This is a genomic window from Paenibacillus sp. FSL R5-0519 (assembly GCF_037974275.1).
Classification (GTDB): Bacteria; Bacillota; Bacilli; order Paenibacillales; family Paenibacillaceae; genus Paenibacillus.
This window is the reverse complement of the sequence record NZ_CP150234.1, coordinates 5,288,649-5,302,831: the sequence shown is the minus strand read 5'-3', so window position 1 is coordinate 5,302,831 and position 14,183 is coordinate 5,288,649. Positions and strand designations below refer to the sequence as shown.

General features: G+C 49.1%; 11 protein-coding genes. 6 read left to right on the top strand and 5 right to left on the bottom strand.

Features of this window, described 5'->3' with window-relative positions; translation table 11 throughout:
• Window positions 1-5: 5 nt before the first annotated feature.
• The gene (locus tag MKY73_RS23920; RefSeq protein ID WP_076214488.1) at window positions 6-893 is read right to left on the bottom strand and encodes a sugar phosphate isomerase/epimerase; all 888 of its coding nucleotides are present in this window, start codon (window positions 891-893) and stop codon (window positions 6-8) included.
• A gap of 129 nt (window positions 894-1,022) precedes the next feature.
• Between MKY73_RS23920 and MKY73_RS23915 the strand changes: the two genes are divergently transcribed.
• From MKY73_RS23915 to MKY73_RS23905, 3 genes are read left to right on the top strand one after another with little or no spacing between them, the layout of a single operon-like run.
• Complete coding sequence (locus MKY73_RS23915; RefSeq protein ID WP_339303733.1) at window positions 1,023-1,919, top strand: AraC family transcriptional regulator; 897 nt, start codon at window positions 1,023-1,025, stop codon at window positions 1,917-1,919.
• Between the two features lie 58 nt (window positions 1,920-1,977).
• Window positions 1,978-3,297, top strand: a complete 1,320-nt coding sequence (locus tag MKY73_RS23910) for an FAD-dependent oxidoreductase (RefSeq protein ID WP_339303732.1) — start codon at window positions 1,978-1,980, stop codon at window positions 3,295-3,297.
• Window positions 3,287-4,198, top strand: coding sequence for an RNA polymerase sigma-70 factor (locus tag MKY73_RS23905; protein WP_339303731.1), 912 nt, complete (start codon window positions 3,287-3,289; stop codon window positions 4,196-4,198). Before MKY73_RS23910 ends, MKY73_RS23905 begins: the two co-directional genes overlap by 11 nt.
• A 103-nt stretch (window positions 4,199-4,301) precedes the next feature.
• On the opposite strand, the gene MKY73_RS23900 is transcribed toward MKY73_RS23905, so the two are convergent.
• Window positions 4,302-4,985, bottom strand: coding sequence for a serine/threonine protein kinase (locus MKY73_RS23900; RefSeq protein WP_339303730.1), 684 nt, complete (start codon window positions 4,983-4,985; stop codon window positions 4,302-4,304).
• Between the two features lie 355 nt (window positions 4,986-5,340).
• On the opposite strand from MKY73_RS23900, the gene MKY73_RS23895 reads away from it, so the two are divergent.
• Window positions 5,341-6,258, top strand: a complete 918-nt coding sequence (locus MKY73_RS23895; RefSeq protein ID WP_339303729.1) for a PD-(D/E)XK nuclease family protein — start codon at window positions 5,341-5,343, stop codon at window positions 6,256-6,258.
• 170 nt (window positions 6,259-6,428) lie between these two features.
• Here the strand turns inward: MKY73_RS23895 and ald are convergent, their stop codons facing one another.
• On the bottom strand, window positions 6,429-7,562 hold the full coding sequence (gene ald, locus MKY73_RS23890; protein ID WP_339303728.1) for an alanine dehydrogenase: 1,134 nt from the start codon (window positions 7,560-7,562) through the stop codon (window positions 6,429-6,431).
• Window positions 7,563-7,751: 189 nt separating this feature from the next.
• Between ald and MKY73_RS23885 the strand changes: the two genes are divergently transcribed.
• Window positions 7,752-9,422: a PucR family transcriptional regulator ligand-binding domain-containing protein gene (locus tag MKY73_RS23885; RefSeq protein ID WP_339303727.1), complete on the top strand. Its 1,671-nt coding sequence runs from the start codon at window positions 7,752-7,754 to the stop codon at window positions 9,420-9,422.
• Between the two features lie 59 nt (window positions 9,423-9,481).
• On the opposite strand, the gene MKY73_RS23880 is transcribed toward MKY73_RS23885, so the two are convergent.
• Window positions 9,482-9,772, bottom strand: coding sequence for a hypothetical protein (locus MKY73_RS23880; protein ID WP_339303726.1), 291 nt, complete (start codon window positions 9,770-9,772; stop codon window positions 9,482-9,484).
• A gap of 319 nt (window positions 9,773-10,091) precedes the next feature.
• Between MKY73_RS23880 and MKY73_RS23875 the strand changes: the two genes are divergently transcribed.
• Window positions 10,092-12,161 carry a hypothetical protein gene (locus tag MKY73_RS23875; protein ID WP_339303725.1) on the top strand — a complete coding sequence of 690 codons (2,070 nt, stop codon included), beginning with the start codon at window positions 10,092-10,094 and terminating at the stop codon, window positions 12,159-12,161.
• A 48-nt stretch (window positions 12,162-12,209) separates the two neighbouring features.
• Here the strand turns inward: MKY73_RS23875 and MKY73_RS23870 are convergent, their stop codons facing one another.
• On the bottom strand, window positions 12,210-14,057 hold the full coding sequence (locus tag MKY73_RS23870; RefSeq protein WP_339303724.1) for a sigma 54-interacting transcriptional regulator: 1,848 nt from the start codon (window positions 14,055-14,057) through the stop codon (window positions 12,210-12,212).
• Window positions 14,058-14,183 lie beyond the last annotated feature (126 nt).

Genomic DNA, 14,183 nt, shown 5'->3' with positions numbered 1-14,183 from the left:
GTACTTTATACCGGATTGGGCACAAAATCGCCGCCGCGGCATTGTTTCAAATATCGTAATGCATGTACCTGTCCTGTCATTTCGAGTTCATCTTTGTAGACGGGATCATGCCAGCCTTCAATATCAATCGTGCCCTGGTAACCGTTCTGACGCAGAATGGTGATGATGTCTGCCCAGTTGTTATCCCCGAAGCCGGGTGTGCGGTGCCAGACAAATTCACGTGGGCCGTGTACGCCGTATTCCTTGACAATATCCCAGGCAATCGTGGCATCTTTGCCATGTACGTGGAACACTTTGTGAGCCCATTTGCGCAGCTGTGGAATCGGATCGATCAGACTGGACATTTGATGACAGGGTTCCCATTCCAGGCCTACATTTTCATCCGGAACAGCATCGAACATCATCTCCCAGGCCGTCGGGTTATGGGCAATGTTCCAGTCACCTGTCTGCCAGGTTCCACCCATATCACAGTTTTCAAAAGCAATCCGTACACCCCGGTCTGCTGCCCGGCGTGCCAGTTCGCCAAATACTTCCTTGAACCGGGGGATGGACTCGTTAATGGGTTGATCGGTTAGTCGTCCGGTGAATCCGGAGACGATATCTGCACCGAAGAGCTGTGCGTGATCAATCACCCGCTCCCAGCTTGCCAGTGTATCGGCGTTATCTCCGGCTCCCGTGAGCGGGTTACCAAATACACTCACCGCGGAGATGACAATACCTTGTTCGTCCACGATTTCACGGACACGTTTGGCTGTCTCTGCCAGGTCCAGATCACCAGTGGTTTGCCAGAAGGTCAGGTTAAAAGATTCGAAGCCATGTTGCATGATCTGCGGGATAACGCGGACGGCGTCCTGCCCGCCTACAAGGGTACCGATGCGTAATGATTTATTCATGGTTGTATTTCACTCCAATATTGGCTTATAGTACTTCGTGACACACTCATTATAGCCGTGCTTTAACGGGATGGCTCTACACAATCTTGTGTAATATTAGTCGGATCTTGTGAAGAGGGGGAAGAAGTCGTGCTGGATCTGAAAGCGCTTCACGAAAACACCCGAATTGACCATAAATCACATCCATTTCAGCTGTTCCAAAATCGATGCTCAGATATGAAAGCGGAAGAATGCATTTTGTATTTGCATTGGCATGAACATTTCGAACTGATTGTCATGCGCAAGGGAAGTGCGCTGTTTCATATTGATAGCAAACCTTATGTGGTTAGCGCAGGTGAGGTCATCATCATTCCTGGAGGCGCGTTGCATGTGGGGTATGCCTTGGACGAGGGGGATGTGCATTATGATTCCGTTGTGGTGAACCGTGCCTTGTTTCATGACTTCACCCATGATCCCGTGCATGAGCAATATGTTGCGCCGTATCTGGAAGGAAGGGTGAGGTTTCCGGTCAAACCGGCAGAGGAAAACATCGCCTGCACAGGCTATTATTCTTTGCTAAATGAAGCCGTGGAAGAAATGGCATTACAGCCCCCCGCTTATCAGCTCGTGGTGAAGTCCAAGCTGCATGCCTTATTCACGCTGCTTGCGCGAACCTTTATGCCGCAGCAGCTGCCGGATCGATCGGTTGGATCGTATTTTCCCAACCGCGAACGTTTCAAACAGTTGATTGCACTGATTGAAGCGGACCCCACAGGTAAGATGTCTGTTACGGAAGCGGCAAGCCATGTGGGACTGAATGCGTATCACTTCTGCAAAATGTTCAAAAAGCTGACCGGACGTACCTTTGTTGAATACGTGAACGGATGCAGGATGAGTGAGGCCGAACAACTCCTGCAAGGCAGCAGTCTGACCATTACGGAGATCGCCGCCAGAGTAGGCTGCGACAACGCCAATTATTTTACGAAACTGTATAAGCAATACAAGGGGATGACTCCCTCCCAGGGGCGGTTGAAGAAAGAAGGTTGAGTCACAAAAATGCTCTGTTCATCGTCATGTATGCATCAAGCGGAAGGGATTGATATACATGATACAGAATCACAATAAGCCGATATGGGATGTTGTCATTGTGGGAGCAGGCATTGCCGGATTAACCGCCTCAATATATCTGGCACGGGCGGGCCAGTCTGTGCTGTTGCTCGACAAAGGAAAACATCCCGGAGGCCGGGCTATTTCGACTGAAATCGCAGCCGCACGCGTAAACTTGGGAGCCCATGCTCTCAGTAAGAGTGCGCTTCCCATTCTGAAAGAGGTAGGCGTCACACCTACCGGATCAGTACCGAAACCGCCAGGCACATTGGTGTTCGAAGGAACAAACGGCGGTTATAGGGCGATTCCTCTAGCACAGCTTTTGCTCGGATCGTTTTTGAAATGGGGGGAGAAGTGCCAGCTTCTTCGGTTCTACAGTTCTCTCCGAAAGGTAGATACATCCGTTTTGCATAACGTTAGTTTGCAGACTTATCTGGAAACCCTGGTTTCCAGTCCGCGTGTACGTAGTGTCGTATTTGGGCTCGTTCGTTTGAGCACCTATTGCGATGCTCCTGATCAGGTAAGTGCTGGCGCCGTCATTGAACAACTCAAACAGGACCAAGTGTTGTATATAGATGGAGGCTGGCAATTCCTCGTTAGTCGGCTGACAGAACAAGCTCACCAGGCGGGTGTATTCATCCGCACAAGCTCGGTCGTACGAGAAATTGTCGGAGGTTATCCCCAAATGATGGTTTCCTTAAAGGATGGTTCACAGTTGACGACTCGCCACGTGATATCCACTGCCGGTCCAATGGATACGCTAGATCTCCTCAATCCCGCTCTTACACCCATTGAAGTGGAAGCCTATAAAAAGTTAACTCCTGTTCGTGCCGCGTGTCTGGATATTGTCGTAACGGGGATGCCTCAACCAAAGACGAAATTTGTTTTAGGCGCCGATTTCCCGTTGTACTACTCCAACCATTCCGCTGCGGCTTCCTTATCAGAAAACCCGGCAAACGAGGTTGTGCATGTCATGAAGTATTTGTCGGCTTCAATCCATCCGGACCCCAGGCAGGATGAACACGAGCTTAAAGGCTTTCTTGATTTCATTCAGCCGGGGTGGCGCAAGCACGTCGTTCAGCAGCGTTTCCTTCCGCGAATGCTTGTCTCGCATGGCATTGTCACCGCAGCGAATGGCGGCCTCCCAGGCAGGCCTGGACCTGCGGTCAAAGGAAGATCCGGACTCTATGTTGCTGGCGATTGGGTAGGAGCTGAGGGGATGTTGATTAACGCATCTTTAGCGAGCGCGAAAGAGGCTGCTCAAATGATAATAGCAGGTAGAGAAAAAGATAAGGAAGGGATGTATCATGGAGCTTGACTTGGTATACAGAACGTACAGACCTCTTCTTCTTTCCATCGCATATCGTATGTTAGGATCTGTCACTCATGCTGAGGATTTGGTGCAGGATGCATTTGTAACGGTACAACAGCAGGATATCCATAAGGAGGGTGGCCCGGTTCGTAACCTAAAAGCGTATTTATGCAAAATGGTTACGAACCGTTGTCTGGATTACTTGAAATCAACACGTAAAAAAAGAGAGGTATATATCGGGCCATGGCTGCCCGAACCTCTAGTGCAAGACTACATGGTTGCTCCAGGATCGGCTTCAGTAGCGGGGCAGGATCCACTCCAAACGATTGAACTGGAAGATACGATTTCGTACGCCTTTCTTGTCATGCTTGATCGGCTAACTCCTATTGAGCGCGCGGTATTTGTTCTACGAGAAGCTTTCGAATTTGATTATCGCGATATTGCAAACTTCGTGAACAAGACGGAGCTGGGATGCCGCAAGATTTACAGTCGTCTCAAACGTAAAATCCAGGACGAGCAGGAAGTCGAGTTGACCCCCAGCGCACAGTCCGAGCAGCTTGCACTTCGTTTCCTCCAGGCCACCTCTACTGGTGATATGGAAGAGCTCCTCAGAATGCTTTCGGACGATATCGTGCTGTATAGTGATGGCGGCGGTAAAGTCATGGCAGCAATTAAACCTGTTACATCAAGCCAGCGAGTTCTTGCGTTCATTCAAGGGCTTGTATCCAAAAGTGACAGTATGGGAGCTGTGCGGCTCGTCAAGATCAACGGACAACTTGGATTTGTATTAAGCAGTCCCTCCGAGGCATTCCCGACTGTTGTCAGTCTTGCATTCAGAAACGACCGCATTCATCGGATTTATCTCATGCGTAATCCAGATAAGCTGCGGCATTTGAATTTAGGGTAAGGTTAAATTGGGTAGAGATGGCATTAGACAAACAAAACCCGGATGATCGCCAATCTCTGGCGATCATCCGGGTTTTGTTTATTGGAGTGAGTTTGCAATATGCTCATTTCATAAATCTGGAGAACAATCTATTCGCCTTTTTGGAGAGATCGTCCATTTTGACATTGGCATGATCGAGCTGATTGTACCCCCATTTGATCGTCTGCAGCATGCGCGGCGATATGGGCGTTCCTTTGATTCGCGGATAGATGTTGTGATAGGCCCAGACGAGATGCTCCCAGCGATTGTCATTGCCGTCCTGAATGTATTCGGATACGTCAATCACTTTCCCGCGCCCGTTCTGAAGAATTACATTTTTCAAATGAATATCACGGGGGTTCAGCCCGCGGCTGCGAACGGCTTCTCGCGCTGCGTCCACATCGAGCATCACCTGCTCGGGGACGGGGATTCCTTTTTCCAAACATTCCAGCAGGGTATCTCCGGGTTCAAAACTGATCACGAGAACATTTCGACCACTGCCGTAATAGGTAGGGAAATATGGCAGACCTTTGAGCTGTTCGTATACATGCTTTTCATTTTCGAGTTTGTCCAAGGCATGATCCGAGTACATCTTGAAGGCATACTGCGGCAAGCCGTCATACGTAAATACAGCCGCATCCGTACCTGTGCCAATGCAATTCAATCCTTCTACATCGCCGATGATGTTCACCAGCTCATTCCGGTCGCTTCCGATGACTTGGATCTGTTGTAATGCTTCTTCCGCCTGGAACCAATCCGGTCGATTCATGGGTGGTGCCTCCTTTTAGGATATGCCTGTACAATTTTTTTCATATAATCATTTTCTAACGAACGGAGTAAGTCTTATTTCGCGTTCGTGTGTGATTTGTTAGCGTTAGCGCCGGGCCAGCGCTGGACCCGACTAGCATCCCGGATTCACTGCCCTCTATGAAGTATATTATGCGTTCTGCTCCGCAATTTCATCTTTTGGTGATGTTACTATATAAACGATACGGATCGAATCGGAAACGGTTGCGTCCGAAGAAAATAACGGAAGTCCGCTTGCGGCAATGTTGCCCTGGCTTTATACTGTGAGCATTAAGGGATCTCATGCAGATCCGGCATACAGAAAGGCAGAAATCCTTATGGCACAATACCCGCAATGGTCTTATTCGCAGTCGCGGGCGAGTATGTTCGATGAGTGCCTGCGCAAATATTACTATCATTATTACGGTGCCCATAACGGCTGGAAGACAGACTCTGCTGATGAGATGCAGGTTCGTCTGTACCGTCTGAAACAACTTAGTAATCTGTACCTTGTCTTCGGAGACCTTGCGCATCGGATGTGTGAGTCGGCGGTACGCAGCAGGGAAGAGGGCAAGGATAAGCCGCGTGAACACTTTCTGGAACAGACCATACGCAAACTGCTGAATCAGGCATATGTGGAATCAATGGATGCGGATCAGTGGCGAATGAATCCCAAAAATCGCACGATGCTGTCCGAGATCTATTACGGGGATGATACGTTAAATGACCGAATCGCGACGATCAAGGAGCGAGCTTCGGCCTGTGTCAGTAACCTGTACCAGACGCTTACGTGGGAGGACTTGTCCCGGGCAAGCACGGACATTCTGGAAATCGAGAAATGGGATACCATGATGCTGCACGATACGCGTGTGTATGTGAAGATGGATTTGTTGTATCGGCGCAGTAACGGCAATATTGTCATTGTGGACTGGAAGACGGGCAAGGAAGATGACTTCTCTGATCAGCTCATGCTGTACGCATCGTATGTAAGAGAGCACTACCGGGTTCCTTTGGAGCAGATTGAGCTGCGAGTGGAGTACCTGTTAACGGGAAAACACCGGGAGTTTACAGCCACAGAAGAAGATATTCGGAAAGTGGAGGAGAACGTGGGTCGTTACATCGAGGAGATGCGATCCTGCGTGGAGGATGAGTATTACAACCGTCCAAAGGACGTCAGCTATTTCACAGCGATGCCTTCGCACCGGTCCTGCCGGGATTGCAACTTCCGCGAAGTATGCAGTGAACGGGCAGTCTGAAGCGCCATAACCCGAGTAACATAAGACAAGGCCTTATCCGAATTGATCTATTTTATATGTGGCAAAAAAACAAGAAGCGCAAGCCGGGTACAACATCTGCCCGACTCGCGCTTCTATTGCGTTCCACAGGCCTGGCGACATGGCGCCGGGGTGGAACGATCCTATCCAGATTACTGGACAGCGGCGGCATTCTCCAGCGCCTGGCCCACAGGAACATAGGCATGCCCGAGATCCCGGGCAACCGCCTCATACGTGATGTGTCCATTCAGTGCATTCACGGCGCTGCGAATGGACGAACTGCCGCGAATCGCAGCGGCTGCACCGTGGTTGGCCAGCTGCAGCGCATAAGGCATGGTGGCGTTGGTCAGCGCCACCGTAGACGTACGCGGCACAGCGCCCGGCATGTTCGCCACCGCGTAATGTACGACACCATGTTTCACATAGGTCGGGTCATCGTGGGTCGTGATATGATCAATGGTCTCAACGATCCCACCTTGATCAATCGCCACATCCACAATGACCGATCCCGGTGCCATCGTCTTTACCACCTGCTCGCTGACTAGCTTTGGCGCCTTGGCGCCCGGAATCAGCACCGCACAGATCAGCAGATCTGCCGCCGCAACAGCTGCCGCAATGTTGGACGGGCTGGATACCAGTGTATGAATTTGATTGCCGAAGATATCATCCAGCTGGCGCAGTCGATTCAGATTCAGATCGAGGATGGTTACATCCGCGCCAAGGCCAATGGCAATCTTGGCTGCATTTGTACCCACCGTACCGCCGCCAATAATGACCACTTTCCCCCGACTGACACCAGGTACACCGGACAACAGAATGCCCTTGCCACCTTCGGTCTTCTCCAATAGCTGTGCTCCGATCTGGGAGGCCATGCGGCCTGCAACTTCACTCATTGGAGTTAGCAAGGGAAGAGTACTATTAACCTCCAGTGTCTCATAGGCAATGGCTGTTACTCGACTTGCAATAAGCGCTTTTGCAAGCTCAGGTTCCGCTGCGAGGTGCAGGTAGGTGAACAGAATCAGCCCCGGACGAAAATATCCATATTCACTGGCAAGCGGTTCTTTCACTTTGATGATCATATCGGCCTCGGTCCACACGGACTTGGCATCAGGACGAATCTCGGCACCCGCAGCTTGATATTCATGATCCGTGAATCCGCTGCCGATTCCCGCGCCTTGTTCAATCATCACCTGGTGACCAGCTCTGATGAAATCAGCAGCCCCAGCCGGAGTCATTGCTACACGATTCTCATTGTTTTTGATTTCTTTGGGAATTCCGATTCTCATCACCATGCACCTCGTCCATTTATTGGTTGTTAGCTTATACTACAAGTTTATGACTTGCATATTTGTTTTGCACCAGACTTGATGTCTAATTTTTAGAAATAGTACTCAACATATTGTCGAAAAAGACTATTCAGGACATTTGTCCATGGATTATAATGTAAGAAAAAATAACACGATGAGGGATCACTATTGCAAAATGACCGCGTGTTTACGATTAAAGATATCCTTGCACGTCCGGTATTCGGCCGAGCGCGACTAGCGGCAGGGAAGGATGGAGTGAACCGTCAGGTTGGCTGGGTTCATGTGCTCGAGATTACGAATGTATCTCCATTTGTAAGCCCCCATGATCTTATTTTATCCACTGGACTGTGGCTTCAATCGGAAGAAGGGCGTGAAGAGTATCTGCTCCAGCTCATTGGAAGTGAGGCAGCGGGGTTATGTGTGGAGTTTGGTACCAGCATACACGGAATCCCGGAAGAACTGATTGAACTGGCGGACAGACACGAGTTTCCACTGATCGTATTCGAGCAACCAGTTCGTTTTGTCGAGATCACACAGGATATTCACTCTCTGCTCATTAATCATCAACACCAGCTGCTGAAAAGTCTGGAAGCTTATTCAAGACAGCTTCAGCAACGAACATTACAGAGTACGGATATGTCTGCTGTGCTGCATCTGCTGCATGAGTATGCTGCCAAACCGGTGGTGTACATTTCGTCCATGGAGCCGGGCAGTTTTGTGCCCGAACTTGTACCGGAGATGGAACAGACCATCTATACCTGGTATGAGCAAGAGGTAGAACATCTGGATTTGAATGATTCAGATACCGAATTATGGTTCCATATGGATGAAGAGAAAGTTCTGCTGTGCCATCCGGTCGTCTGTTTCGGCCAGGTTTTTTCTGCTGTAGGCATGATTGTGCATCCGGCAGCTCCAGTCGAATATCTCAAGCTGCTGCTTGACTACACCGCGAAGGCAGCGGCAGCACTCACACTTCGTTCCCAGTTTCTAGAAGAGAAGATGGTCCGCAATCAAAATGAACTGATCCAGGATCTGATGAATGGCAACATCCAGCAGGAGGACCAGGCTCAGACTCGAATGGGGCTTCGATTGCTGGTGAAGGGACAGTACTGGTTTGCAGGAGGGGTCATCGAGATTGAACATCGATTGAAAGGCACAGGCCGGGAGCGAATGGAAGCGAATCATCAGGATGTTCTTGTCCTGCTTCGTTCCCTGCTCAAGAAGAACAATCTGCCTAGCCTGATTATGCTGAAGAACAACCAGGTATATCTGTGTTGTGCCAAGGAAGCGGTATCGGCTGCTGCACGTCATCAACTGCTGCGATTGCTTGAAGGGATTGCCCTGGACGTGAAACGGTTTGCCAGTCGTAACTTGAAGCAGGTTATGATTCATGTGGGAATTGGCAAGTTCCGCAGCCGTTTGACCAGTCTGCCGGAGAGCCTTCAGGAAGCCTATCAGGTGATCGAAGTTTCGAGGTCGGTAGATCAGATGGAACATGTTCACTTTTACGATCGTATGGGTATATATCAAATGTTAAAGGCATTGCCCCAGTCGTTCCTTCAATCCTTTGTTCAGGATCACCTGGGTGTCTTGATTGAACATGACCAAACGCATCACCTGCGATTGGTAGAGACATTGGATGCTTACCTGCAGAACTTTGGTTCCAAACGGGATGCAGCTGCCCAGTTATTTATTCATCGGCAAACGTTGTACAACAGACTGGAGAAGCTGGAAGAACTGATGGGGCCAGATTACATGGATCAAGGGAGAAGAATCTGTCTGGAGATGGCGCTGCTGGCACACGCGATGATCGAGAATGGACAGTGGCAATCCTCTTGATGCGGTGAAAGGGATGCAAGACAGACTGTGCATCGATTTTACATTACTTTGTGCACAGTCTAGCAATTTTTACTAATCCGCCGGGTATGTTGTAATGAAACAGGCAGGCGTTGCAGGGTGGAAGTGGAGCGCCGGCCCCGATAAAGCTTCGTTTGACCAGAAGATGGTGCCAGTGATAATGAAGAGGGAGCAGCCAGGCGATACGGGGGTGATGACCGGTCGGGGCGTCCGTCTGTTTCTGCTTCAATGGCTGCCGCTGAAATGCCGCTTTGGTGCAGCCACTCCTGAAGTCGTATTGGATTGATTCCGAGTTGTCCGCTCAGATTACAGATATCGAGGTTTATTCTCACACAAATCCGCCTTTCCTGGAATATCGGGCTGGTAGTAGGGTTTGAAAGGGAAGCATGAATTCGAGATCAGTAAATGCTCATGTACATGGTAATCGTAACTTGATCGGCGGAATGATCCATTATATTGAGAAGTAGCGCGGAGGGGGATATGTATACCCTGTTAAACGTTCTCCTATCCGCTTTTTTTGATAATTCCCTATAAATTGGCTTTTAACAAGATTCTATCACTTCACATGAAGCTGTGCGTCTCAATATAGTCTCAATTTTGGTGAAAAAATAAATACATTAAAAGTACCAGTATCTAGTACGGAGGACATATATGGGAAACAGTAGTGAGGCTCAATATGACGAGTATGTTGAGGATGGCAAACGTTTTGTTGGTCGAATCAAAGAACTGACAACACTGGAACGGTGGTTCAATCATCCAGAAGCCCCATTGACCATATTTTCAATTACCGGCATGGGAGGTATCGGTAAATCTTCATTGCTTTCAGAGATGTTATCTGTCTCTCGGAATCGAGGTGCGACAGCAATCTGGATGGATGGCCGATCATGTGGGGGGACACCTTCCGTTTTTATGGATTATTTGTCCTCTACATTAGGATTGGAAACATTGGATAGAGAAGGATACCCACGGCCATTGAGTCTGCTGAAAGACACATCAATCGAGAAGCGAATGGTCCTTGCAGTGGATAATTATGAAGAGCTGGCTCTATTAGAAAGTTGGTTTATGGAAGTATTTGTATCCAAACTTCCGTTAAGAGGAATACTTGTCATTCTTGCATCACGCCCGGAATTGGCATCCACTTGGCGGACACATCCCCGATTGCATCAGAGGTTTGTACAGATGCAGCTTCAACATTTTACAGTTGATGAGATTACGGAATATATCATGGTGGCAGGCTCTCTGAATCAGGGCATGGCAGGCACTATCACGAGAATGACCGATGGGCATCCACTGGGTCTGGCCTTAGCTGTAGAAGCTGCGGATCAGAGAAGGAATCTTCCGCAATCCGAATGGGCTGAACTGTCGCATATGATCAGTGCTCGATTATTATTGGAACTGACTACACCTCGTCTGCATCCCATGGTAGAGGTACTAACATTGCTTGAGACAGCCAATCAGGAGTTGTTATCATCCGTACTGGATATGACCGTGACACAAGAAGAGTACCACATGCTGAGACAGATGTCGTTTATCCGTTCCGGCCCGGATGGTCTTGCCCTGCATGATATGGCCAGGGTACATCTACTCCGGGACTTTCGCCAACGTGAGCCTCATCGGTTGCAGAACATGCGCATCAAGATTGCGAAATTGCTAAAACCACTGCATGAACAGGCGGGACTACATGAGCGTCGCCAGATCGCCCGGAAGATGCTGTTACTGTGTCAGGAATCCATGCTTCAATACCGCAAGTACGCGGATGTGTCCCGTGATTCCTTGTTCTCACCTTTGGAAACGATGAGAAGCGAGGATCTGCCAGCTCTGCACAGCCTGTTACAACAATGGTGCGAGTACAGTGTGGAACCATGGCAGGCTGTACCCTATGGCCCCTTCCTGGATGAACTGGCACACCGTTATCCCGAAGGAATCGTATTAATGCGTGACAAGCTTGGGGAGACAATCGCCATGTTCATTACAGTCCTTGTGCATAAGGATAGTAGTGAGTTGCTGTTAAAATATTTTCCGAATGAGATGTATGAATGCTTCACACCACAGGAGCTGGAAAATGACCCTGATCAGAGTGATACGCACTTTGCTTTGCTGGCTGCCGCAAGAGATGATGTGCCTGGTTATACACGGGAAGAGCTTGTTGGATATATGACACTGGACCGACTGGCTCTGCTGGGTGATGGTGCGCGAGCGATGCTCGTCGCAACGAATCCTCATCTGAAACTGTTTTTGCAAAGTATTGGATTTCAGATGCGAAGAACAAGAACCCGGGTCTGCGACAGCTTTGAACATCAGGCGGACGTACTTGAATTGGATTTGCGTAGTGGGCAATTCGGACAGTGGGTCATGTCTCTGCTTGATCCGGAAGCAACAGAGAATCGGATACAGCCGGAAACAACGGATACAGATGACTCAGTTTGGACTGAACAGGATGTTCGCAAGATGTTGGGATACCTTCGATCTCCTGGAGAATTACATGAATACGCTGGCAGAGTTACAGGAGTAAGGGATGGTATCCAATTACAGCTGTATGTCATGGATTTGTTGGAAGGCAGAGTTCATGGTCTGTCCCCGCAGGATCAGATGCTGTTGTACGCGGCCTACTGGACACATGCTGGCAATCCAACTGCCGCAGCCCAGACGTGTTCCATGAGTCGGGCGACCTTCTATCGTCATCTCAGAACAGCGCTGACTCGCTTGGCGCGGATTTTGTAGGGAGCTGCCGATCCATCCATACCGTTAATTACGACAAGAAGAGGCGGGTCATAGACCAAGCCTCTTCATGCGATTATAGAGCGTTGCTCTGGAGATGCCGAGTTGTTTGGCGAGTGTTCGTTTATTGCCACCTGCTTCTTTCAGGTATTGAACCAGAAGTTGCGCCTCATAGGTGTCCAATTTTTGCTGGAAGGTAACAGGGGAGACTGGGTCTGAATGCTCTGAATGCTCTAATTCGTCTGCAGCTACAACAGTTCGAGGTTCTTGTTCGTCTCCCAACTTCTTCGGATGTTGCTGATATTCGCTATTGGCCTGTGGATGGATTCCCGAGGTCAGTTGAACTTCAGACTGCTCATGCACGATGAGGGAGGTGAGGGTGTCTGGCAGGTATTCTGGCTTCACCTCGCCATCTGTCGTCAGGATGGTCAAGCGTTCTATCACATTTCGTAATTCACGGACATTGCCTGGCCAATCATACTGGAACAGCAACTTAAACACTTCAGGTGGAACTAGCTCAATATGACGGTTATAGAGCAGAGAGAATTCTAGAAGGAACGTCTGGGTTAATTCATATATATCCTCCATGCGTACGCGCAGTGGAGGGATGACGAGGTTAATGACATTCAGCCGATAGTAGAGATCTTCCCGGAATTGATTGCGTACAATCATATTCAGCAGATTCTGATTGGTCGCAGCAATAATCCGGCAGTCCGCCTGTTTCATGCGTGTTCCGCCCACGGGGAAATAGCTCTTCTCCTGCAACACCCGAAGCAGCTTCACTTGCAATTCCAATGGCATCTCACCGATCTCATCCAGAAAAAGCGTTCCCCCTTCGGCAAGCTCAATCTTGCCCTTTTTGCCTTTGGGATCCGCGCCGGAGAACGCACCTTTCTCGTAGCCAAAAAGTTCACTTTCAAACAATGAAGCAGGGATTGCTCCGCAGTTAATCGCGATGAATGGTGCAGTCTGCAATTCACGAAGATCATGAATGGCTTTGGCGAATAACTCCTTGCCTGTACCGCTCTCTCCGAGGATCAGTACGGTTGCTGAGGTGGTACTGATCTTGCGAATGGTCTCCAGGCACTGCTGAATGACCGGGCTGCTGCCCTTGATTCTGGCGAATGGATCCAATTCGGGCCGTAGTCGAGCAACGGCTTTCTCCAGATGCTGGACTTTGGAAGTCATATGTAAGAGTTCCTGATGTAATCGGATTTCAGTTGTTATATCCACTTCAGCAGCAACTGCGCCCACAATCTGTCCATCCAGTTGGACAGGACGGGCATTAATTAGAGCGAACAGGTCGGGCCGTGGCTGATGCTGTTTGCGATAGACCGTTTCGCCGGTATACAGCGTCTTGAGAGACTGTAGCCGATCTGGAGGAAAAAAGTCCGCTGCGGGTTGTCCGATGATGTCTTTTTTGCTGATCGAAAAAACATGCTCCGCACCAGTTGTCCAGTAGGCTACCTTGGCCTCTTCATTAATTAATGTCAGAGCTGAGCCTGCTGTCTCCAGTGTGGTCTCAAAATAAGCTTCTATCAGGCGATGCGCATGCATCATGGCATGCAGGACATCGGATACGGCGATATATCCCACGTATTCGCCCTGATTATTCTTTATTAATAACAGGGGACTCTTAGCAAACAAAGGGATCACTTCCGCAAGTTCGATCGAAGCAGAGACGACAGGCACAGGAAGACGACCATATGATAATGTTCCATTAGGTGGGCTGTACAACCAGGCGTATTCTGTATTGCGGCGTACAAAGACAGGTCTGTCCGTACCGATATGGAGTTCTGACGGTATAGACTGAGGTGTGGTTTCGTCATATAGGACTTCATCCAAAATACTCATATCTGTTCGTAACAAAGCATTCAGCTCAGGAAGTAAATGTCTCATCAGGATCACCTCGGGTGCAGCATATACTTATAAAAAATGTAAATGTGAAATTATGTATATTATAACGTTCTGATGAAGCTGTGTATATATTTTTTGACATTAGGTGTGCAGGTTGGGATGTTGGAA